At 69.2% G+C, this 21,807-nt stretch carries 23 protein-coding genes; 15 read left to right on the forward strand and 8 right to left on the reverse strand.

Translation table 11 applies throughout. The features are described 5' to 3' along the window. Positions 1–15: 15 nt before the first annotated feature. Both DLJ53_RS26345 and DLJ53_RS26350 read right to left on the reverse strand, forming a co-directional pair. Positions 16–1,998: a TRAP transporter permease gene (locus DLJ53_RS26345; protein WP_111351001.1), complete on the reverse strand. Its 1,983-nt coding sequence runs from the start codon at positions 1,996–1,998 to the stop codon at positions 16–18. A 190-nt stretch (positions 1,999–2,188) separates the two neighbouring features. Next, the gene (locus tag DLJ53_RS26350) at positions 2,189–3,325 is read right to left on the reverse strand and encodes a TAXI family TRAP transporter solute-binding subunit (RefSeq protein ID WP_111351002.1); all 1,137 of its coding nucleotides are present in this window, start codon (positions 3,323–3,325) and stop codon (positions 2,189–2,191) included. A 449-nt stretch (positions 3,326–3,774) separates the two neighbouring features. Between DLJ53_RS26350 and DLJ53_RS26355 the strand changes: the two genes are divergently transcribed. Together DLJ53_RS26355 and DLJ53_RS26360 are read left to right on the forward strand one after the other, a co-directional pair. Further along, positions 3,775–4,929: a Ppx/GppA phosphatase family protein gene (locus tag DLJ53_RS26355; RefSeq protein ID WP_244935168.1), complete on the forward strand. Its 1,155-nt coding sequence runs from the start codon at positions 3,775–3,777 to the stop codon at positions 4,927–4,929. 91 nt (positions 4,930–5,020) lie between these two features. Continuing rightward, complete coding sequence (locus DLJ53_RS26360; protein ID WP_404801167.1) at positions 5,021–5,695, forward strand: RlmE family RNA methyltransferase; 675 nt, start codon at positions 5,021–5,023, stop codon at positions 5,693–5,695. A 119-nt stretch (positions 5,696–5,814) separates the two neighbouring features. On the opposite strand, the gene DLJ53_RS26365 is transcribed toward DLJ53_RS26360, so the two are convergent. Then, the gene (locus tag DLJ53_RS26365; protein ID WP_111351007.1) at positions 5,815–7,260 is read right to left on the reverse strand and encodes an FAD-binding oxidoreductase; all 1,446 of its coding nucleotides are present in this window, start codon (positions 7,258–7,260) and stop codon (positions 5,815–5,817) included. 93 nt (positions 7,261–7,353) lie between these two features. Here DLJ53_RS26365 and fabI point away from each other — a divergent pair, with 93 nt between their 5' ends. The 3 genes from fabI (at position 7,354) to aroC (ending at position 9,971) form a co-directional block, all read left to right on the forward strand. Next, on the forward strand, positions 7,354–8,175 hold the full coding sequence (gene fabI, locus DLJ53_RS26370) for an enoyl-ACP reductase FabI (protein ID WP_111351009.1): 822 nt from the start codon (positions 7,354–7,356) through the stop codon (positions 8,173–8,175). Positions 8,176–8,180: 5 nt separating this feature from the next. After that, positions 8,181–8,783 (forward strand): histidine phosphatase family protein, encoded by a 603-nt coding sequence (locus DLJ53_RS26375; RefSeq protein ID WP_111351011.1) that lies wholly within the window; start codon positions 8,181–8,183, stop codon positions 8,781–8,783. Positions 8,784–8,897: 114 nt separating this feature from the next. Then, positions 8,898–9,971: a chorismate synthase gene (gene aroC, locus DLJ53_RS26380; RefSeq protein WP_111351012.1), complete on the forward strand. Its 1,074-nt coding sequence runs from the start codon at positions 8,898–8,900 to the stop codon at positions 9,969–9,971. Between the two features lie 31 nt (positions 9,972–10,002). Here aroC and DLJ53_RS26385 read toward each other — a convergent pair whose 3' ends face one another. Further along, positions 10,003–10,611 (reverse strand): LysE family translocator, encoded by a 609-nt coding sequence (locus DLJ53_RS26385; RefSeq protein WP_211100684.1) that lies wholly within the window; start codon positions 10,609–10,611, stop codon positions 10,003–10,005. Positions 10,612–10,791: 180 nt separating this feature from the next. Here DLJ53_RS26385 and ribB point away from each other — a divergent pair, with 180 nt between their 5' ends. Both ribB and DLJ53_RS26395 read left to right on the forward strand, forming a co-directional pair. Next, a complete protein-coding gene (ribB, locus tag DLJ53_RS26390) occupies positions 10,792–11,883 on the forward strand; it encodes a 3,4-dihydroxy-2-butanone-4-phosphate synthase (protein ID WP_111351014.1) in 1,092 nt (363 codons plus the stop codon). Between the two features lie 7 nt (positions 11,884–11,890). Further along, a complete protein-coding gene (locus DLJ53_RS26395) occupies positions 11,891–12,436 on the forward strand; it encodes a hypothetical protein (protein WP_111351016.1) in 546 nt (181 codons plus the stop codon). Positions 12,437–12,541: 105 nt separating this feature from the next. On the opposite strand, the gene DLJ53_RS26400 is transcribed toward DLJ53_RS26395, so the two are convergent. Further along, positions 12,542–13,078, reverse strand: coding sequence for a CoA-binding protein (locus DLJ53_RS26400; RefSeq protein WP_111351018.1), 537 nt, complete (start codon positions 13,076–13,078; stop codon positions 12,542–12,544). 83 nt (positions 13,079–13,161) lie between these two features. On the opposite strand from DLJ53_RS26400, the gene DLJ53_RS26405 reads away from it, so the two are divergent. Next, complete coding sequence (locus tag DLJ53_RS26405; protein WP_146620096.1) at positions 13,162–13,710, forward strand: hypothetical protein; 549 nt, start codon at positions 13,162–13,164, stop codon at positions 13,708–13,710. Positions 13,711–13,840: 130 nt separating this feature from the next. On the opposite strand, the gene DLJ53_RS26410 is transcribed toward DLJ53_RS26405, so the two are convergent. Further along, positions 13,841–14,461 carry a glutathione S-transferase family protein gene (locus DLJ53_RS26410; RefSeq protein ID WP_111351022.1) on the reverse strand — a complete coding sequence of 207 codons (621 nt, stop codon included), beginning with the start codon at positions 14,459–14,461 and terminating at the stop codon, positions 13,841–13,843. Between the two features lie 16 nt (positions 14,462–14,477). Beyond that, entirely contained in the window at positions 14,478–15,260 is a 783-nt protein-coding gene (locus DLJ53_RS26415) for an enoyl-CoA hydratase (RefSeq protein ID WP_319005089.1), read from the reverse strand. Positions 15,261–15,322: 62 nt separating this feature from the next. Here DLJ53_RS26415 and DLJ53_RS26420 point away from each other — a divergent pair, with 62 nt between their 5' ends. From DLJ53_RS26420 to DLJ53_RS26445, 6 genes are all read left to right on the forward strand, one after another. Next, positions 15,323–15,748 carry a PaaI family thioesterase gene (locus DLJ53_RS26420; protein WP_111351023.1) on the forward strand — a complete coding sequence of 142 codons (426 nt, stop codon included), beginning with the start codon at positions 15,323–15,325 and terminating at the stop codon, positions 15,746–15,748. A gap of 126 nt (positions 15,749–15,874) precedes the next feature. Further along, the gene (gene rplM / locus DLJ53_RS26425; protein WP_111351025.1) at positions 15,875–16,339 is read left to right on the forward strand and encodes a 50S ribosomal protein L13; all 465 of its coding nucleotides are present in this window, start codon (positions 15,875–15,877) and stop codon (positions 16,337–16,339) included. Next, a complete protein-coding gene (gene rpsI, locus DLJ53_RS26430; RefSeq protein ID WP_111351026.1) occupies positions 16,336–16,827 on the forward strand; it encodes a 30S ribosomal protein S9 in 492 nt (163 codons plus the stop codon). The genes rplM and rpsI overlap by 4 nt, the downstream gene beginning before the upstream one ends. Before the next feature lie 19 nt (positions 16,828–16,846). Next, positions 16,847–17,386, forward strand: coding sequence for a GNAT family N-acetyltransferase (locus DLJ53_RS26435; RefSeq protein WP_202913365.1), 540 nt, complete (start codon positions 16,847–16,849; stop codon positions 17,384–17,386). Positions 17,387–17,479: 93 nt separating this feature from the next. Further along, positions 17,480–18,514, forward strand: a complete 1,035-nt coding sequence (gene argC / locus DLJ53_RS26440; protein ID WP_111351365.1) for an N-acetyl-gamma-glutamyl-phosphate reductase — start codon at positions 17,480–17,482, stop codon at positions 18,512–18,514. 62 nt (positions 18,515–18,576) lie between these two features. Beyond that, entirely contained in the window at positions 18,577–19,230 is a 654-nt protein-coding gene (locus tag DLJ53_RS26445; RefSeq protein ID WP_111351028.1) for a YqaA family protein, read from the forward strand. 48 nt (positions 19,231–19,278) lie between these two features. On the opposite strand, the gene DLJ53_RS26450 is transcribed toward DLJ53_RS26445, so the two are convergent. Next, a complete protein-coding gene (locus DLJ53_RS26450; protein ID WP_111351029.1) occupies positions 19,279–21,102 on the reverse strand; it encodes a PHA/PHB synthase family protein in 1,824 nt (607 codons plus the stop codon). A 151-nt stretch (positions 21,103–21,253) separates the two neighbouring features. Between DLJ53_RS26450 and DLJ53_RS26455 the strand changes: the two genes are divergently transcribed. Then, positions 21,254–21,790, forward strand: coding sequence for a hypothetical protein (locus tag DLJ53_RS26455; RefSeq protein WP_146620097.1), 537 nt, complete (start codon positions 21,254–21,256; stop codon positions 21,788–21,790). Positions 21,791–21,807: the final 17 nt, after the last annotated feature.

The following is a 21,807-nucleotide window of genomic DNA, read 5'->3' on the forward strand; positions in this document are numbered from 1 at the left end:
GTCGGGCGGTCGTCATCAGGCGACCGCCCGGCGGACTTGGCCGGCCTGCCGCGCACGCAGGATCGGCAATATGGACAGCGCCAGACCGATGGCCGACAGCTGGATGTGGCCGAGCCCCAGCCCCTCGACCTCCGGCACCGCGAAGAACAGGCCGCCGATGAAGAGGAGCACGCGCATCGCCGCGCCGTCGACACCCGCGAGCGGGCCGGCGAAGCTGACATATCCCTGTAATGCCATGGAAATGAAGGCGACGCCGATCAATGCCGTCACCAGCGTGATCGCCACTTCGAAGAACGAGCCCTCGCCGATGAGCGCCGGGTTGAGCACGAAGAAGAAGGGGATGATGTAGATGACGCTGCCGAGGCGCATCGCCTCGAACCCGGCCTTCATGGCGTTGCCGCCGGCGAGGGTGGCGGCGGTGTAGGCGCCGAGCGCCACAGGCGGGGTGATGTAGCTCACCATGCCCCAGTAGAGGATGAAGAGGTGCACGGCGAGGATGTTGAGCCCGCCCTGCTCCAGCGCCGGCGCGAGCACCACGGCGAGGAAGATGTAGCACGCCGTCACCGTCATCCCCATGCCGAAGACGAACGCCGTCAGCGCGCCCATGATGAGGAGGACGAAGGTGTTGTCGCCGGCGATGAAGACCAGCTCGTTGACGAGCGTGCCCGCGAGCCCCGTCGCGGAGAAGGCGCCGACGATGAGGCCGACCCCGAGCAGGATCGCGACCAGCTCGGCGAGCGCGGCCCCGACACCGACGACGAGGTGCTTGAGCCCCGTCCACGACAGGCGGTGCTGCGGCAGGATCTGGTTCACCACGAGGAGGAGCAGCGTCGAGTAGAAGGGCGCCGCCGTCTCCATCCGGAAGACCAGCATGAGGAGGATGAGGACGGCGAAGACGCCGACATAGAGCCAGCCCTCGCGCAGCGTCTTGGCGAGGCGGGGCAGATCCGGGCGCGGGATGCCCGAGAGGCCGCGCCGGGCGGAGTAGGCGTCGATCTGCGTGAACAGGCCGAAGTAGAAGAGGAGCGAGGGGATCGCCGCCGCGACCGCGATGTCGACGTAGGGCCGCGACAGGAACGAGGCCATCACGAACGCGGTCGCGCCCATGATCGGCGGCATCAGCACGCCGCCGGTCGAGGCGCACGCTTCCGTCGCGGCGGCGGTGTTGGCGGAGAAGCCCGTCTTCTTCATCGCCGGGATCGAGACGGCGCCGGTGGTGAGCACGTTGGAGATCACCGAGCCCGACATCGAGCCCATGAAGCCGGACGCGAAGATCGACACCTTCGCGGCCCCGCCGCGGTACTGGCCGACGAGGGCCATCGCGAGGTCGTTGAAGAACTGCCCGCCGCCCGTGCGCTGCAGCACCGCGCCGAACAGGATGAAGCCGATGACGAGGCCGCCGAACGCCTTCATCGGGATCCCGAAGGCGCTCTCGGACGAGTAGATGTGGTAGGAGATCGCCTCCAGCGGCGGGCTCTGGAAGCCCGAGAACGGGTCCGGCACCCAGCTCGCGAAGGTCGGGTAGAACGCGAACAGCGTGACGATGCAGAAGAGCACCCAGCCGCCGGCGCGCCGCGTCGCCTCGAGGACGAGCAGGAAAAATCCGACCGCCACCCACTGGGCGAGCGGTGGGGCCGCGAACTCCCATGCCTCGAGGAGGTTCTGCCCCGCCGTCGCGACGAGATAGCCGCCGGTGGCGAGCGACGCCGCGACGAGCGCCCAGTCGAGCGCGGACACCTTGCCGCCCTTGTAGCCGTCCCAGCGGAAGACCACGAAGGAGACGGCGAGGAAGAGCGTCCCGAGCGCATAGAGGTACCGGCCCTCGATGATGACGCCGAGGAAGGCCAGGTTGAAGAGCTGGTAGACCACGAGCGCGACGCCCGCGAGGGTGATGACGAGGATCGTCAGGCGCGCGGCGCCGCGGAAGGTCTCCGTCGGGTCGATCGGACCGGAGACGGTCGGGCTCGGCCGGTCGCCGGCTGGGGTGGCGTTGGTCAACGCTTCTGTCTCACGATGCTGGTGGCGAGGCTCGAGCGCTTCGGGCAGGCCCGAAGCGCTCCGTCGTGTCGCCCGGTGCCTGCCGGACTCCGAAAGGCCGTGCCCGGCTGTCGCGGGGCGGCACCTGCGGCTGGGCGGCGGAGACGGCGCCGGGCCGCCTCCGCGCCGGAGGCCGGGCGCGCGGCGGTCCTCAGAAGTAGACCTCGAAGTCGCCGTCGGCGAGCGCCTTGCGCCGGGTCTCGGCCCAGGCGGCTTCCCAGTCGCTCGGGTTCTCGGCCTTCAGCGCGTCCCAGGTCTTCTTGAGGGCGGCCTGGCGGGCGACCAGCTTGTCGTTGTGCGCCTGCGCCTCGTCATTCCAGACGCCGGCCTCCTTGTAGTAGCGGATCGCGCCGTCGTGGTAGGGCACCACCCAGTTGAAATTCTGGAACTCGAGCGCCCAGCCGTTGATGCCGGGCGCCTTGCCCTTGTAGGCGGGGTAGAGATCGAACATCGCCTTCGTCATGTTGTAGACGAGGTCCTCGTCCTGCTCCGCCATCGCGGTGAGGACGGGGTAGGCGTAGCCGGCGCCCTGGTAGCCGTCCGTGCCGTCGATGTCGGCGCCGACGGTGGCGAGGTTCGGGGTGAAGAACGGCGCGATGCCGGTCATCCGTTTCAGCCCGTCCTTGTCGTCGGGATCGACGGGCGGCCAGAAGAGGCCCCGCGGTCCGGTCGCCGCCTCGTAGGCCATGCCGGAGTTGGTGGAGGCGAATGCCGCGTCGACCTGGTCCTCGATCAGCCCGCGCCAGGCTGCGCCGAAGCCGCCGAACTCGACCTTCTCGACATCGTCCCAGCCGAGGCCGCCGTAGGCGAGGTAGGCTTCGACGTTCACGTTGAGCGCCGGCGCGCCGACGACCCAGGCGACGCGCTTGCCCTTGAGGTCGGAGTAGGTCTTGATCCCCTCGTCGCCGGCGACGCCGACGGACAGGTTGATCGCTCCGCCGTTGTTGGCCGCGAGGACGCGCACGGCCTGCGGTCCCCAGTTCGCCTCGCCAAACTCGAAGACGCCTTCCTGCGCCATGAACGAGCCGCCGACGCCGGTCGCGGAGAACTGGACTCGGCCGCGCCGCAGCGGCTCGGTGCGCGAGATGTCGTTCTTGCCGGGCAGCACGCGGAGATTGACGCCGGCTGCGTCCTGCAGCGCCGCGCCGATGGCGACCGCCTGGTTGTAGCCGGCCGACCCCGTGTCATAGGCCGTCCAGGCGAGCTGGCGCGGCAGATCGAGGTCCTGCGCATTCGCGGAGGTGGCCAGGAACAGCGCGCACACTGCGGCACTGAGGCGGAAATTCATATCAGTCCTCCCGTCGGTCGACGCTCGCGGCGCCTTATTGTCGGTGCTACCTCCGCCTCTGCGGGCGGATGCTCAAAGTTGTGGCAGTGCCGAATTTTAGCGGAATGTCGTTCCGCACCGCGGATTTTTTCAGCCGCCGGCATCGAAAGTCAAGGTTTGCTGAACCAGCGCCCGGATACACTGATCGTCCGGCTCGCGACGCGGTCGGTGCGGCACCGGGGCCGGATGCGAGCAATGTCGGGGCGAAGAGATCGACAGTGGGCACGGCTGTCCACAGGTGGCTATTTTCACGGCAACAATTTTGCCGGCTCAAATGGGAGGCATTTGCGAACGGTCGCGTTCTTGTTACGCTGCTGCAAGCCGGCAAAATACCGGTACGACCCGACATGACTCGGACCGGACCGGAGGAGGCCAGGCACAGAGCCGCGAGAGCTAGGTGGGGGACCACTATGAGCGTCCAAGGCGAGCAACAGGGTGAGCGCCCCGGCCGAATCACCGGCTTCGACGGTGAGAGGAACGGCTTCCGGCGCCCCTTTCCGGTCACGAAGCGATCCCACGCGGCTCGCTCGCGCCGGTATGCTGCGCTGGACCTCGGGACCAACAACTGCCGGCTCCTGATCGCGGAGGCGCGCGGCACCGGGTTCCGCGTCGTCGACGGATTTTCCCGCATCGTGCGCCTCGGCGAGCGCCTCTCCTGCGACGGCGTCCTCTCCGAGCCGGCGATGTCGCGCGCCATCGAGGCGCTGAAGGTGTGCGCCGCCAAGCTGGACCTCGCCGACGTCGCCTCCGCGCGCCTCGTCGCCACCGAGGCCTGCCGCTCCGCCCGCAACGGGCGCGACTTCACCGACCGCGTGCGTACCGAGACCGGCCTCGACATCGAGGTGGTCGACCGCGAGACCGAGGCCCGCCTCGCCGTCGCCGGCTGCGCCCCCCTCATCGCCGACGACGCCGAGGGCGTGCTGCTGTTCGACATCGGCGGCGGCTCGTCCGAGATCGTCTGGATCGACCTCACCAGCCGCTACCGCCTTTCCGGCACAGCCCTGGTGCGCTGCATCCGGGCGTGGACGTCGCTCCCGGTGGGCGTCGTCACCCTCGCCGAGCGCCACGGCGGCACCGAGGTCGACGAGACCGTCTTCGCCGACATGGTCGCCGACGTGCGGCAGATGCTCGACCGGATCGACCCGCGCGGCGTTCTCGCCGAGGCCGTCGCCCGCGGCAAGGTGCACCTCCTCGGCACCTCCGGCACCGTGACCACGCTCGCCGGACTGTTCCTCGGCCTCAAGCGCTACGACCGCCGCCAGGTCGACGGCACCTGGCTCGACCACCAGCAGATCGACACGCTGATCGCCCAGCTCCTGTCGATGGATTTCAACGAGCGCGTCGCCAATCCGTGCATCGGTGCGGACAGGGCGGACCTTGTCCTCGCGGGCTGCGCCATCCTAGAAGCGATCCGTCAGCGCTGGCCGTGCGAACGGCTGCGCGTTGCGGACCGGGGATTGCGCGAAGGGATGCTCATGGAGCTCATCGAACACGACCGCCTGGCGCGACACCGCTCCCGCCGGAGCCGCGTGTCCGTCATCGGCGCGGCACCGACGCTCGCCTGAAGTGCCGGGCAACAGGAGGCCACCCGCCAAAGGGGGTGGCAAGCGGCCCGGCTCCGGCGGAGGCGGCGGCGAACGCACACTCAGCCAGCGGGTGAAGACCGCGCGCGGCAGGAAGCTGTCGTCCACGCTCTGGATCCAGCGCCAGCTCAACGACCCGTACGTGCAGAAGGCAAAGGCCGCCGGCTACCGCTCGCGCGCCGCCTTCAAGCTCATCGAGATCGACGACCGCTTCGGCATCCTGAAGCCGGGGCGGACGGTCGTCGACCTCGGCGCGGCGCCGGGCGGCTGGAGCCAGGTGGCGGCGGAGCGCGTCCGCGCGAGCGCCGCGAAGCCCATCGTCGCGATCGACATCCTGCCGATGGACCACATCGACGGCGTGACGATCCTGCACCAGGACTTCAACGAGGAGAGCGCGCCGGACAACCTGATCGCGGCACTCTCCGGGCGCCGGCCGGACGTCGTCCTCTCCGACCTCGCCCCCGAGACGACGGGGCACCGCGCGACCGACCACCTGAGGATCGTCGGGCTTGCGGAGCTGGCGCACGACTTCGCGAGCCGCACCCTCGCGCCCGGCGGGACCTTCCTCGCCAAGGTCTACCAGGGTGGCACCGAGGGCGAGCTCCTCACCGCCCTCCGCCGCGACTTCCGCCAGGTGCGCCACGTCAAGCCGCCCGCGTCCCGCCCCGAATCGCCCGAGACATACGTGCTCGCGACCGGGTTCCGGGGACGCCGTCCGGAGAGCGACGCGGACGACGCCGAGGCCTGACGGCCGGGGAGGACGAGAGGCCGCGGGCGCTCCGGCTTCACCAGGGAACAGGCTCGGGCCGTGCCCGCGGATGCGGCCCGGGGGATCGTCTCGCGGTCCGGGTGCCGGCGCGGAGCGGGTCAGCGGGCCGGGAGGAGGCGGCCGGGGTTCATCAGGCCCTTGGGGTCGAACGCGTCCTTGACCGCGCGCATCATGTCGAGCTCCACCTCGTCGCGGACGGTGGGAAGGAGGTCGCGCTTCATCCGCCCGACGCCGTGCTCCGCCGCGATCGACCCGCCGTAGCGGCGCACGACCGCGTGCACCGCCTCGTTCATCTCCGCCCAGCGGCCGAGGAAGGCGGCCTTGTCCGCGCCCTCGGGCTGGGAAATGTTGAAGTGGATGTTGCCGTCGCCGAGATGGCCGAAGGGCACCGGCCGGGCGCCCGGGATCACGGCGAGCGCCGCCGCCGTCGCCTCGGCCAGGAAGGCCGGCACCTCCGCCACCGGGACGGACACGTCGTGCTTGATCGAGCCGCCGAGGACGCCCTGCGACTCGCTCATCAGCTCGCGGATCTGCCACAGCTCCCGCGCCTCGCCGAGCGATTGCGAGACCACCGCGTCCGACACGATCCCCTGCTCGTAGGCGCGCATCAGCACCTGCTCCAGGACGTCGCGCATCGGCCGCTCGGGCAGGAAGGTCGAGGCCTCGATCAGCACCGCCCAGGGCGGCGTCTCGGCGAAGGGCTGGCGCGTATCGGGCTTGTGGCGCGAGACGATCTCGAGGCCGATTGCGGGGATGAGCTCGAACGCCGTCAGCGCGTCGGCGAGCGCGGCGCGCATCATGGACAGGAGCGTGAGCGCGGTCGCGGGCGATTCCACGCCGACCATCGCGACGTCCAGCACGTGGGGTTTCGGCACCAGCTTCAGGACCGCCCGCGTCACCACGCCGAGCGTGCCCTCGGCGCCGATGAAGAGGTGCTTCAGGTCGTAGCCGACGTTGTCCTTGTGCAGCGCGCGCAGTCCGTTCCAGATGCGCCCGTCCGGCAGCACCACCTCGAGCCCGAGGATCTGGTCGCGCATGTTGCCGTAGGCGAGGACGCCGACGCCGCCGGCGTTGGTCGAGATCAGCCCGCCGATGCGCGCCGACCCCTTCGAGGCGAGCGAGACCGGGAACATCAGCCCGACCGCGTCGGCCGCCTCGTGCACGTCCGACAGGATCGCCCCGGCCTCCACGGTCACGCAGGAGCCGTCCACGTTCACGTCGGCGATCGCCGTCATCCTGTCGAGCGACAGGAGGACCTCCCCGTCCATCGGGATCTGGCCGCCGACGAGACCGGTGTTGCCGCCCTGTGGAACGATGGGGATTTCGAGCCGCGCGGCATGCCGCACGATCGCCGAAACCTCCGCCGTGTCGCGGGGTCGCAACACAAATGGCGCGCTGCCGTGATACAAACTTCGACGTTCGATGAGATACGGCGCCAACCTGTCGGGGTCGTCCAGAATCACGTCCGAGCCGAGGTGACCGACGATGGCGTTCCGAAATTCTGCGATAGCGCTGGTGCGTGTTTCGGTTGAGACCTCGGACATCGGCGCGGCTCCGCTTGCTTGGCCAGTGGGGCGCCTTTATGTAGGACGTCCTTCGCGGACTTGTCCGCACCTTACGACCCAAAGGCACTCCTAATGAACGGCTCCGGCATTCTCGCGGGTAAACGCGGACTGATTTTCGGGGTCGCGAACAAGATGTCCATCGCCTGGGGGATCGCCCAGGCTGCGCGCCAGCAGGGCGCCGAGCTCGGGATGACCTACCAGGGCGATGCGCTGAAGAAGCGTGTCGAACCGCTGGCGGAGTCCCTGGACGCGAAGATCTTCGGCCACCTCGACGTGACCGATCCGGCCTCGATGGACGCCGTTTTCGACACCGTGAAGAGCGAGTGGGGGTCGATCGACTTCCTCGTTCACGCCATCGCCTTTTCCGACAAGAACGAGCTGACCGGCCGCTACGTCGACACCAGCGCCGAGAACTTCAAGCAGTCGCTCTTCATCTCCTGCTACTCGTTCACCGACATTGCCCGCCGGGCCGAGCCGTTGATGGCCGAAGGCGGCTCGCTGCTGACGCTCACCTACTACGGCGCCGAGAAGGTGATGCCGCACTACAACGTGATGGGCGTCGCCAAGGCCGCGCTCGAGGCGTCGGTGCGCTACCTCGCGGCCGACCTCGGGCCGTCCGGCATCCGCGTCAACGCGTTGTCCGCGGGGCCGATCAAGACGCTCGCGGCGTCCGGCATCGGCGACTTCCGCTATATCCTCAAGTGGAACGAGTACAACGCGCCGATGCGCAAGACCGTCTCCATCGAGGAGGTCGGCGGCGCCGCGGCCTACCTGCTGTCGCCGCTCTCGCGCGGGGTCACCGGCGAGATCCACCACGTCGACTCCGGCTACCACGTCGTCGGCATGAAGGCCGTCGACGCACCGGACATCACCAAGGCCGTCTCGGACAGCTGAGCGCGATGCTGCCGGACGGCGTCCGTCTCATTCACATCCGCCACGGGCAGACCGACTGGAACGTCGTCGGCCGCCTGCAGGGCCAGCTCGACATTCCGATCAACGCGATCGGGCAGGGGCAGGCGAACGAGAACGGCCGCCGCCTCCGGGCGCGGCTGGCGGACGAGGGCGTGAGGCCGGCGAGCCTCGCCTACGTCTCCTCGCCGCTCGGCCGCTCGCGCGAGACCATGGGCCGGATCCGCTCCGAGCTCGCCCTCGGCGGGGACTGGGCGACCGACGACCGGCTGCGCGAGGTCGCCTTCGGCGACTGGTCGGGCTTCACCTACGACGAGCTCCGCCGCAACGGGCAGGAGACGCTGGTGAAGGCGCGCAAGAAGGACAAGTGGAGCTTCCGCCCGCCCGGCGGCGAGACCTACGCCGAGCTTGCCGAGCGCGTCGGCGAGTGGCTTGAGACGATCGACCGGGACACCGTCGCCGTCACCCACGGCGGCGTGCACCGCGTGCTCTTCGGCCACCTCTGCGGCACGCCCTGGCACGAGGTGCCGAGCCTTCCGGTGCCGCAGGACCGCGTCTTCATCTTCACGAACGAGACGGTCGAGAGCTTCTGACCGCCGCCGGCGCCCTTTTGCGGTGACGCGCCGGGTCCCAGATGATAGGCGAACGGGGCGCGGCGCGGGGCGACGAGCTCCGGCGCATTCCCGTTCAGTACCAGCCACGAGACGATGAGCCACAACACCTTCGGCCACCTCTTCCGCTTGACGACCTTCGGCGAGAGCCATGGCCCGGCCATCGGCGGGATCGTCGACGGCTGCCCCCCGGGAATCCGCCTCGATCTGGCGACGATCCAGGGCTACATGGACCGCCGCCGCCCCGGCCGGAGCCGCCACACCACCCAGCGCCGCGAGCCGGACACCGTGGAGCTGAAGTCCGGCGTGATGGAGACGGACGACGGGCTCGTCACCACCGGAACGCCGATCGCGATCTACATCGAGAATGTGGACCAGCGCTCGAAGGACTACTCCAGGATCGCCGACCGCTACCGCCCGGGCCACGCCGACTACACCTACGACGCCAAGTACGGCATCCGCGACTATCGCGGCGGCGGGCGCTCGTCGGCACGCGAGACGGCGGTGCGCGTCGCCGCCGGCGCCATCGCGCGCGCGGTCATCCCCGACATCGCGATCCGTGGCGCGCTGGTGGAGATGGGCGGCGACAGGGCCGAGGCGCGGGACTTCTCCATCGTCGACGACAACGACTTCTTCAGCCCCGACGCGGCCGCGGCCGAGCGCTGGGCGACGCGCCTCGACGAGGTGCGCAAGGCCGGCTCCTCGGTGGGCGCGGTGGTGGAGATCGTCGCGGAAGGCGTGCCGCCCGGGTGGGGCGCGCCGCTCTACGGCAAGCTCGACGCCGACCTCGCCTCGGCGCTGATGTCGATCAACGCCGTGAAGGGCGTCGAGATCGGCGACGGGTTCGAGGCCGCGCGCCTCTCCGGCGAGGAGAACGCCGACCAGATGCGCCGGGGCAACGACGGTCCGGTCTTCCTGTCCAACCACGCGGGCGGGATCCTCGGCGGCATCTCGAACGGCGCGCCGGTGGTCGCGCGCTTCGCCGTGAAGCCGACGTCGTCGATCCGCACGCCGCGCCAGTCGGTGACGCGCGACGGGGAGGAGGTGGACGTCTCCACCACCGGCCGTCACGACCCGTGCGTCGGAATCCGCGCCGTGCCGGTGGGCGAGGCGATGATGGCCATCGTCCTCGCCGACCACTTCCTGCGCCACCGCGGGCAGATCGGGTAAGCGCCGCGGTCGCGCGGCGCCGGGCGGTCCGTCAGGCGGCTGCCGGACGCCGTGCCAGCATCAGCAGCATCCCGAAGAGGATCATCCCGAACCCCGACACCCGCTGCATCCAGTGCAGCTTCGAGCCGGCGAACGACGCGGCGAGGCGCCCGATCGCGGCGTAGATGCCGATCGCCACGAACTCCAGCGCCAGGAACAGCGAGCCGACGATGGCGTAGCCCGAGGCGTAGGCGTCCGCGGGGACGAACTGGGGCAGGAAGGCCGCGAAGATCAGCACGGCCTTCGGATTCCCCGCCGCGGTCAGCGCCTCGCGCATGAAGCTCTCGCGGGCGGTCAGCGGCGACATCTTCGCCTGCGCCGTCACCTTCGCGGCGCGCACGATCCTGATGCCGATCCAGATGAGGTAGACCGCGCCGATCAGCTTCAGGACCGTGAAGGCGGTCGCCGAGGCCGACAGGACGATCCCGAGCCCCAGTCCCGAGAGGACGATCATCGGGATGAAGACGAGGAGGCGGCCGATGCCCGCGCGGAGCGCAAAGCCGATTCCCGACTGCGCGCCATGTGTGAGTGCCAGAAGATTGTTCGGCCCGAACGTCAGGTTGAGTGCGAAGCAGGCCGGCAGGAAGATCGCGTAGTTCATGATCGTGACCATGCGCCGGAGGAGGCGCGGTACATACACCTGCGGCAGAAAATCGCAAATGCCGGCCGGCACAGCGCGCTCAATTCTGTCACCTAGTGGTGTTGCAGCGCACACTGGTCTAAGCGGACGGTGTACACCCCGTCGTGGGGTGGTTGGTTCGGGAGAATCGAGTTGAGCGACATGGCGGGCCGGATGGCCGCGGCGCTACGCGCCTTCGAGCGCGGCGAGCTGGTGGTCGTCACCGACGATGACGATCGAGAGAACGAAGGCGACCTGATCTGCGCGGCGTCCCTGGCGACGCCGGAGAAGCTGGCGTTCATGATCCGCCACACGTCGGGCATCATTTGCGCGCCGATGACGCGCGACTCCGCGCGCCGGCTGAGCCTCGCGCCGATGGTGGCCGACAACGACGCCCCCCTCGCCACCGCGTTCACCGTGTCGGTCGACGTGAAGCACGGCCTGACCACCGGCATCGCGGCGGAGGAGCGCTGCAACACCGTGCGCGCCCTCGCCAACCCGAACTCCGGGGCGGGCGACTTCGTGCGGCCGGGCCATATCTTCCCGCTGATCGCGCGCGAGGGCGGGGTGCTCATCCGTTCGGGCCACACCGAGGCGGCGATCGACCTCTGCCTGCTGACGGGCGTCGCCCCGGTCGGCGTCCTGTCCGAGCTCGTCAACGACGACGGCACCGTCATGCGCGGCGCCGCGGTGGGCGAGTTCGCCGAGAAGCACGGCCTCGTGCAGATCTCGCTCAACGACATCATCGCCTGGCGCCAGCGTCACGAGCGTCTGGTCGAGCGGGTCATCGACGAGCTGCGCCCGCTGCCGTCCGGCTCCGCCCGCGTCGTAACCTACAAGACCCCGTTCGACCCGCTGCAGCACCTGGCGATCGTCATCGGCGACATCCGCGACGGGGCCAACGTGCCGGTGCGTCTGACGCGCGAGCACGTGGTCGACGACGTGTTCGGCCCTGCGGTTCCGCGGGCGATGGTCGAGCGCTTCCAGGCTATGGGACGCGGCGTCCTCGTCTACCTGCGCGACGGCGGCGTCGGCGTGGCGGCGTCCGCAGCGATGGCCGACAAGGACGAGGCTCACGCCAGCGCCCAGGCCCGCGTGCGGGAGTGGCGCGAGATCGGCCTCGGGGCGCAGATCCTGCGCGACCTCGGCGTCAGCTCGATCCACCTGCTGGCCTCGACCGACCGGCGCTATGTCGGTCTGGAAGGCTTCGGGATCACGATCTCCGGAACGGAGCCGGTCTCGGCGGATGGATGAGCCCGGGATGGACGCGCTGCCCCCCGACCATCCGCGCCCGGATCGGGAACCGCAGATGCCGCGCGCCTTCGCCACCGGCTACAAGGCGCACTCCGGCGATCTGATGGTCTACGGCGGCGGCGTGATGACGCTGATCGGCGTCTTGGCGACGGTGGTGAACGGGACGCCCGTCTTCCTGCTGATCAGCCTCGTCGGCACGGCGATGGCGCTCTACTTCTGGCCCACCGTCGACACGCGCCGTCCGCAGCTCGGGGCGGACGTCAACGGGATCTATGTCGCCCGCTTCGGCATCCTGCCGTGGGACAAGGTGGCGGACCTCAGGTTCGAGCACCACGCGCTGCGCACCATGCGCCTGTCGACGCTGGTCATCGTTCCGTCCGTGCCGCTGGCGGAGGCGATCGTCCAGCCCGACCCGGTGCCGCTGGCGGAGCGCTTCGCGTCGCGCAATGCCCGTCTGAAGAAGGGGACGATCCACGTGCCCCTGCACCCGCTGGCGATGCCGATCGACGACATCGAGGCGAGGGTGACGGCCCTGCGGGCGGCCGCCAGCTAGGTCGCGGTCCGCTCCGGGTCCGGAGTGGGGGCCGGCGCCCTGCGCGCTCACGCTTGTGCAGGATGGAGCATCTCGTCCGCGCTCGATCGCACGCGGGGTGCTGACCTAGCCGTCGCGCTTCCGGCCGCCGATGGCGAGGCGCTGGAAGCCCTCCAGCCGCGCCGGCCGCTTCGACGACAGGCGGCGCGAGTTGACCCCCGCCCAGCCGATCTCGCCCGAGAGGCGCCCGTACTCGATCTTCGGACAGCGGTTCTGGATGACCGTGATGCCGGCCGCTTCCGCCCGCTCGGCCGCCTCGTCGTTGCGCACGCCGAGCTGCAGCCACAAAACTTTCGGTTTCACCGGCATCGCCAGGACCTCGTCGACGACCCCCGGCACCGCGTCCGAGCTGCGGAAGACGTCGACCATGTCGACCGGCTCCGCGAGGTCGGCGAGGGAGGCGACCACGGTCTGCCCGTGGATCGCCTTGCCGGCATGGCCGGGGTTGATCGGGATCACCCGATATCCCTTCTCGACGAGGTACTTGAGCACGAAGGCGGAGGGCCGGTTGAGGTTCGTCGATGCGCCGACCATGGCGATGGTCCTGGTGTCGGCGAGGATGCCCTCGACGAGCGCGTCATCATAGCGGTCGTGATTGGCCATAGATGCGCTACATTTCCTCTATTTTAGATTGCGGCTTCGTTGTACGATTTCCGCGTGGGCGGTCATCGGCGGGAGCAACGGTCGTGCTTACCCTGTTTCGCTATGTCCTGTTCGCCGGTGGGGCATTCTTCTGGGTGTACGCCGGGGGGCGCCTGGTTCGATATGTGGACGCGCGGTCCGCTCTGGCGAGTGACAATATCGCGCTGATCCAAGTGTTGGATACCATTGCCGAACGCGCCGTCCTTCATGACGTCCTGTTCGGCTTCGCGGGGTTCTTCGCCTTCGCGGTGCTGACCATCCTGCAGCGCCACTTCGAGCCCGCCGTGCGCGGGGCGGCGGAGGTGCCCGTCCCGGTCCGCGTGACCGGGCGCCCCACGCTCGCGCTGCCCGCCGGCCGGGCGTCCGGCACCGACCCGCCGGAAGATGCCGCGCCACGGCCCGAGACGGCGGAGTGGATCGACATGCGGTGGGGCTGGCACGGCGAGCTCAACGGGCGGACCCTCTGGATGATGCAGGCCGGGGCAGGGCGCTACCGCCTCTGGCTCTGCTACGTCGACGGAACGCACATCGGCTCCTACAAGACCCGCAACAACGCGAGGGCCGCGGCCGAACGCGCCGCCCACGCCGCATAGGCCCCGTCAGGTCCGCCGGCACAACTCCGGAGGGGGATCGGGACGGCGGCCGAGACCGCGCGACCCACAACAGGGCCCGCCGGTTCCGGCCGGGACCGGCCGCGATGCGGGGCGCGAACCAGCGGGAGAGCTAGAGGGCGGCCTCTTCGGCGAGGGCGCGCTTGACGGCGGGGCGCTCGGCCATCCGGTCGTGGTGGGCCTTCACCTTGGGGAAGTTTTCGACGTCGACGCTGTCGCTCGCGAGCCAACGGGTCAGGGTGAAGAGGTAGCCGTCCGAGACCGAGTACTGCTCGCCCAGCACCCACGGGCCCTCGAGGGCGTTCTCGATCAGCGTGAAGGCGGCGGTCATCGTCTCGGGGACCTTGGCGCGCATCGCCTCGATCGCCGCCGCGTCGTCCGCCCAGCGGGAGGCGCGCGGCCGGTGCGCGTGCGCCACGTGGACCGTCGAGGCGAGGTAGCTGTTGAACGACTGGAGCTTGGCGAACGCCACCGGGTCGGAGAGCGGCGCGAGCCTGGCCGTCGGGTGCGTCTGCGCGACGAAGACGAGGAGGGCGGGCGTCTCGGTGAGGGCGCCGTCCGGGGTGACGAGCGCGGGGACGCGGCCGAGCGGGTTGATCGTCAGGTATTCCGGCGAGCGCTGCTCGTTCTCGGCGAACTTGACGCGGCGCAGGGCATAGTCCGCGCTGGCCTCGGCGAGCGCGATGTGGGTCGCGAGGGCGCATGTCCCCGGCGCGGTGAAGAGGGTCAGCATGGTGTCCTACCTGGTCCTACTTGTCCTGCCAGTCGGCGTGGCGCTTCTTGGCGAAGGCGTCGAGGCCTTCGCGCCCGTCCGCGAGGAGGAGGTTCTCGACCATCGCATCGGCGGCGACCGCGTAGGCGTCGGCGAGCGGCAGGCTCTGCTGCTGGTGCGCCGTGCGCTTGCCGATCGAGAGGACCGCCGCCGACTTCGTCGCGATGTGGTGCGCCAGCGCCATCGTCGTCTCGGTCAGCTCCGCCGCCGGGACGACGCGGTTGACGAGGCCGATGCGCTCGGCGCGTGCCGCGTCGATGATGTCGCCGGTCATGAGGAGCTCGGCGGCGTGCTTGTCCGGCACCGCGCGCACGAGCGGCACCGCCGGGGTCGAGCAGTAGAGGCCGAAGGTGACGCCGGTGGTGCCGAACTTCGCCGTGTCGGCCGCCACCGCGAGGTCGCAGGCGGCGACGAGCTGGCAGCCGGCCGCCACCGCCACGGAGTGGACCTCCGCGATCACCGGCTGCGGCGCGTTGGCGATCGCCAGCATCATGTCCGAGCACTGGTTGAAGAGGGCGGTGAAGTAGGCCCTGCCCCCGTCCGCATCGGCGTGGTGGGACGCCATCGCCTTCATGTCGTGCCCGGCGCAGAATGCCGGCCCGTCGCTGGCGATGACGATGACGCGCGCGCCCGGCGCGTCGAGCGCGTCCTTGACGGCCGTCATCATCTCGGGCGTCAAAAGATTGCGCTGCGCGGGGCGATTGAGCACGATGCGGCGGACACGGCCCGCGTCTTCGATCAGGACCTGGGGCGTTTCCACCGGCGTCTCTCTTAGGGGAGCGTTCATGGGCTTGAACTTCAATCCAATCTGCGCGCCAGTCAATGCATCTCCCCGACGTTCAGGACTACCTCGCCCGCGAGTTTCCGCAGGTCTTCGGCTCCGGTCACATCGTCGTCGAGGCCGCGCATGACGGCGTCGCGACGCTGGTCCTGACGCCCGGCGACCCGCACCTTCGCCCCGGCGGAATCGTCTCCGGACCGGCCCTGATGACGCTGGCCGACGCCGCCGCCTACGCCGCGCTGCTGTCGCTGACCGCCGAGGCGAAGATGGCGGTGACGACCAACCTCAACATCTCGTTCCTGCGCGCGGGGGCGCCGGGCGCGCCGATCCGTCTGGTGGCGACGGTGGTGAAGCCGGGCCGGCGGCTGTCGGTCATCGTCGCGGAGGCGTTCGCCGGCGACGCACTCCTCGCCCACTGCACGATGACATACGCCATGCCTGCGGCGGATGTAGCCGTGGTATCCTGATACCGTTATCGTAAGTAACTGATTTTATTGGGGTAATAAATTCTTCTTGACGAACTGCGAGCGAACCGACACATACGCGCCACGCTGCGTTCGCGTGGCCCGTCTTTCCTCATCGGATCGTTCGTCATGTATACCCAATCCGCAAAGCCTGCGGAGATCGAGAAGCAGTGGGTGGTGATCGACGCCACCAATCTGGTGGTGGGCCGTCTCGCCTCGCAGATCGCGCTTCGTCTCCGCGGTAAGAACAAGCCGTACTTCACGCCGCACGTGGACTGCGGTGACAATGTCATTGTCATCAATGCCGACAAGGTGGTCTTCACCGGCCGCAAGATCGAGCAGCAGATGTACTACAAGCACACCGGCTATCCGGGCGGCATCAAGGAGCGCTCGGCCAAGCAGATCCTCGAAGGGCGCTTCCCCGAGCGTGTCATCGAGGCGGCCGTGAAGCGCATGATGCCCCGCGGCCCGCTCGGCCGTCAGCAGATGAAGAACCTTCGCGTGTACGCAGGTCCCGAGCATCCCCACGAGGCGCAGCAGCCCGTGTCGGTCGATCTCGCCGCGCAGAACAAGAAGAATGTGAGGACCTGGTGAGCGACACCACTGTCTCGTCCCTCGAGGACCTGGGCTCCGCCATCGGGCAGGACGTTGCGCCGGAAGAGACCGGCCCGGTCCATGTCCAGAAGCTCGACCAGTACGGCCGCGCGTATGCCACCGGCAAGCGCAAGGACGCCGTCGCCCGCGTGTGGGTGAAGCCGGGCTCCGGCCGCATCGTTGTCAGCGGCAAGCCGATGGAAGAGTACTTCGCCCGTCCGGTGCTGCAGATGGTCATCCGCCAGCCGCTGCTGATCACGCAGCGCGAGGGCCAGTTCGACATCATCTGCACCGTCTCCGGCGGCGGCCTCTCCGGCCAGGCCGGTGCCGTGCGTCACGGCATCTCCAAGGCGCTCACGCACTACGAGCCGGGCCTGCGCCCGGTCCTGAAGCGCGTCGGCTTCCTGACCCGCGACTCGCGCGTCGTCGAGCGCAAGAAGTACGGCCGCCGCAAGGCCCGCCGTTCGTTCCAGTTCTCGAAGCGCTGACGAGACCGGAGCCGGGCACGTGGAACACGCTGTCCGGCTCGATCGATATCGCCCCGGTTCGATCGGCGAAGTGGTGCGCCTCCATGGCGCCTACTACGCCGCGAACTGGGGTTTTTCTTCGCGCTTCGAGGCGGACGTCGCCGCGGGGCTCGGCACCTTCGTCGCCCGGATGGACGGCGACAGGGACCTCTTCCTCACCGCCTGGATCGGCGACACGCTCGCCGGATCGGCGACCCTCGACCGCACCATCACCGGCGGCGACGGGGCGGACGGGGAGGTGGCGCGCCTCAGGTGGTTCATCGTCAGCGACGCGGCGCGCGGCACTGGTGTCGGGCGCCTTCTTCTGTCCCACGCACTGGCCTTCGCGGACGAGCGCGGCTATAGGCTCGTGTGGTTGACGACGTTCGCGGGGCTCGACGCCGCGCGGCATCTCTACGAGAGCCACGGCTTCCGCCTGGTGGCCGAGACGGGTGAGGACAAATGGCACGGTGGTGTCGGAGAGCAGCGCTTCGAGCGCCGGGTCGACGACGACGGACCCGCTAGAGCGGCCGGGACCTGACGGCTTCCGTCGGGTCGTGCCGCTCATCGTCCCATGTGCGGCCGGCCGGCCGCCGGTCACCTGCCGCTCCACCTCTTCCCTAGCGAGACCGACATGACTCTCTCCGTCGCGATCTATGGCGCCTCCGGCTACACGGGCGCCGAACTTATCCGTCTGCTCACCGTCCACCCGGACGTGAAGATCACCGCTCTCTCCGCCGAGTCCAACGCCGGCAAGGCGATGGCGGACGTGTTCCCACAGTTCGCCGCCTACGACCTGCCGCGCCTGACGACGATCGCCGACCTCGACCTTGCGCCCGTCGACGTCCTCTTCTGCGCCCTGCCGCACGGCACGACGCAGACGTCGCTGAAGGCCGCGCTCGAGACCAGGCCCGACCTCAAGGTCGTCGACCTCTCCGCCGACTTTCGCCTGTCGGACCCGGCGATGTACCAGCACTGGTACGGCCACGCCCACCAGGCGGAGGCGCTTCAGACCGAGGCGGTCTACGGCCTCACCGAGATCCACCGCGAGGCGATCGCCGGGGCACGGCTGGTCGGCAACCCGGGCTGCTACACGACGACGGCGCTCCTGCCGCTGATCCCGCTCGTCGGCGCCGGCGTCATCGACACCGACAACATCGTCGTCGACGCCAAGTCGGGAGTGACCGGGGCCGGGCGCGCCGCCAAGGTGGCGACGCTCTTCTCCGAGGTGGCGGAGGGCTTCCACGCCTACTCCGTCGGCAACCACCGGCATACGGCCGAACTGGACCAGGAGCTGTCGCTGGCGGCCGGCGTCTCGGTGGCGCCGACGTTCACGCCGCACCTCATCCCGATCAACCGCGCCATCTACGCGACGATCTACGTGACGGGCGACCCCGAGGCGATCCACGCGACCCTCGCCGAGCGGTACGCCTCCGAGTACTTCGTCAACGTGCTGCCGTTCGGCGAGGTGCCGCAGTCGCGCCACGTCCGGGGCTCCAACTTCACGCGGCTCGGCGTGGTGGCGGACCGGCGGCCGGGCCGGGCCATCGTCATCTCGACGCTGGACAACCTCGTGAAGGGCGCCTCCGGGCAGGCCGTGCAGAACATGAACGTGATGTGCGGTCTGGACGAGACGACCGGGCTGAAGCAGCTCGCCCTCTTCCCGTAACCGTCCTCGAGGGCGCCCCCTGCGGGCGCCCTGCGACTGAATCGCCCCGCGGGAACCGAGTGTTGCTCGTCAAGGTTTGGATGGGCATGCAGAACGTCGCTCCCACCGAAGGCACCCCCGTCGACATCAAGGCGAACGCGGCCGAGGACAACCCGGTCAGCCGGGGGTCGGAACGTCTCGCCAATTCGCGGGTGGGCGTCGGGGTCCTGTCGATGGGGGAGAGCACCGTGGTGCCGATCCCCCTCGAGGCGATCATCATGCCGCTGATGATCGCCTGGCCGCGGCGCGCATGGTCGATCGCGGCGGCCGCCCTCGTCGGCTGCCTCATTGGCTCGTCGATCTTCTACGTCCTCGGCAATCTGCTGTTCGAGCCGGTGGTCCAGCCGCTGCTGGACCGCTTCGGCCTGCAGCAGAGCTACGAGTCGACGCTCAACGAGCTGTCGCAGGGCGGCTACTTCTGGGCGGTGTTCATGATTTCGCTGGGGCCGGCGCCGCTGCAGCTCGCGACACTGGGGGCCGGCGCGTCGGAGCTTGGGTTCCCGACCTTCTTCGCGGCGATCCTCGTCAGCCGGTCGATCCGCTACCTGGGGCTCGCGCTCCTGTGCAATCTCCTGGGCGAGCGGATCCGCCGCTACCGCTTCCCCAGGTGGGCGACGTTCACGTTCGCCTTCGCTTTCCTGGTGGCGTTCTGGCTGGTCTTCTCGTTCCTGATCTGACGGGCTCGGGCGGCGCTTGGGCACACCGCCCGAAAGCCCGGTGGCCGCTCAGTAGCGCATGCGCACGTAACGGCCGGGCGCGGCCTCGATCGAATTGTAGACGCCGCCACCGGGCGGACGGCCCGGCACCGTCTCGCCCGAGCGGTGCTCGGTGAGCCACCTGTCCCAGAGCGGCCACCAGGAGCCCTTGACCTCCCGTGCGGTGTCCATCCAGCGCTCCAGCGTGCCGGAGTCGTCGCCGTCCACCCAGACCTGGTACTTGTTCTTGTCCGGCGGATTGACGATGCCGGCGATGTGGCCGGACCCCGTCAGCACGAACTTCGCCTCGCCGCCCAGCAGCTTGTTGCCGGTGTAGACCGACAGGGCCGGGGCGATGTGGTCTTCCTTCGTGGCGACGTTGAAGACCGGCACGTTGATGTTGGCCGGCGACAGCTTGATCCCGTCCACCTCCAGCTCGCCCTTGGCGAAGAGGTTCTTCAGGTAGAAGTTCCGCAGGTAGAACTTGTGGTTCGCGGCCGGCATGCGCGTCGCGTCGGAGTTCCAGAACAACAGGTCGAAGGGGAAGGGGTCCTTGCCCTTGATGTAGTTGTTCACGACGTACGGCCAGATAAGGTCGTTGGCGCGCAGCATGTTGAACGCCGTCGCCATGGAGGACCCCTCGAGGTAGCCCTTCTGGTCCATCTTGCGCTCGAGCGCGGCGAGCTGGTCGCGGTCGACGAAGATCTTCAGGTCCCCGGCGTGGGTGAAGTCGATCTGCGCCGTCAGGAAGGTGGCGGTGTTGATCCGCTTGTCGCCCATCCGCTCCATGTAGGCGAGCGTCATCGCGAGGAGCGTGCCGCCGACGCAGTACCCGACGATGTCGGTCTTGTCGGTCTTCGCGGCCTTGAGGACGTGGTCGAGGCCCCAGAGGATCCCTTCGCGCATGTAGCTGACGAAGTCGTGGTGGGCGAGCGCCTCGTCCGGGTTCACCCAGGACAGCACGAACACGGTGTGCCCCTGCTGGGTGAGCCACCGGATCATCGACTTCTCGGAGTTGAGGTCGAGGATGTAGAACTTGTTGATCCACGGCGGGACGATGAAGATCGGCTCCTTCGCCACCTCCTTCGTCGCGGCCTGGTACTGGATGAGCTGGGCCACGCGGTTCTCGGCGATCACGTCGCCGGGCGTGACGGCGACGTTGACGCCCACCTCGAACTTGTTCGGGTCCGACTGGCGCAGGCGCAGCTCGCCCTTGCCGCGCGCGACGTCCTCGGCCAGCATCTTCATGCCGAGCGCGAGGTTCTCGCCCGACCGGCTCGCCGTCTCGCGCAGCAGCTCGGGGTTGGTGAAGATGAAGTTCGACGGGGAGAGCGCAGCGGAGAGCTGCTTGACGTAGAAGGCCGCCTTGGCACGGGTGTGCTCGTCGAGGTCGTCGGTGTCGTCGACGAGGCTCTGCGCCCAGCGGGTCGTGATCAGGTAGCCCTGCTTGATGAAGTCGAAGAACTGGACGGCGGACCAGTCCTTGTCGGTGAAGCGCTTGTCGCCCGGCTCCGGGCTCGCGACCGGCTCGGCGTCCTCGCCGGCCATGCGGCGCATGGCGTTGGCGTAGAGGGCGGTCCAGTCCTTCGCCAGGCGGGCCTGCGCCTCGAACGCCCGCGCGGGGTCGGCCATCCAGTAGTGGGTGACGCGGGACAAGGTGCGGATCCACTCCGCGATCTCGTCGGTGCGGTCGTTCTTGATTTCGCCCTGGTGCATGGGGGCGACGTAGGCCGCGATGGCCTCGTTCGCGTGACCCAGCATGACGGTCAGGTTCTTCGCGAACTCTTCGGGATTATCGACGATATAATTCAGCACTGGATCGCGCGGTGTGTCGCTCACATCACGAACTGCCATCTCCGAGCTCCTCCGCTATCACTTATTTACCGCCCATTCTTCCTTTTAATGGTCACTCATGGGACGTCACGTGTCGGTTGCCAACAGGGTGAACCGAAAAAGGCGTCAGATTGGTCGCGTACTTGCAAAATAACCCGTTTCGAGGTGTCGAGTGAGGGCTCTGTGGGCGGTTTGGGGTCTGCTGGCGGTAACCCTGTCGGGTTGCTACACGGACCCGGCTGCGCCCTTGATTCCATTGCCCGAGCAACCGGCCACGGTGCTGCCGTCGCAGGCGGCCGCGAAGACGGAAGACGGCTTCCCGAACATCTGGGCCGATCCGGCGAGCGTGCCGGGGGTGCCGCGCGACCCGCACAAGGTCGAGCAGGCGAAGAAAGCCGTTGCCGCCGAGGGCGCCTACTCGCGGGCCCGCACGGCCTCGATCGACCGCGGCAGCTTCGCGGCGGAGATGCGCGCCAAGGCGAACGCCCAGACCGAAGACATGCGCCGTCGCATCCAGGCGAGCAGCAGCTCCGCCGGCGACGCGGTGGCGCCGTCGAACCCCGACGACGTGCGCGACCGCATCGCTGCGGGCAGCTCGCGCGAGACCTTGTCCGACGGCCAGTCCGAGGCAAGCCCTGCGCCGCAGGTTGACCCGGGCCGTCCGATCAATCCGGACGAACCCGCGCCGCGCACGGTCGGACCGAACTGATTCTCCGGCGCACCCGT

This window comes from Acuticoccus sediminis, assembly GCF_003258595.1.
Classification (GTDB): Bacteria; Pseudomonadota; Alphaproteobacteria; order Rhizobiales; family Amorphaceae; genus Acuticoccus; species Acuticoccus sediminis.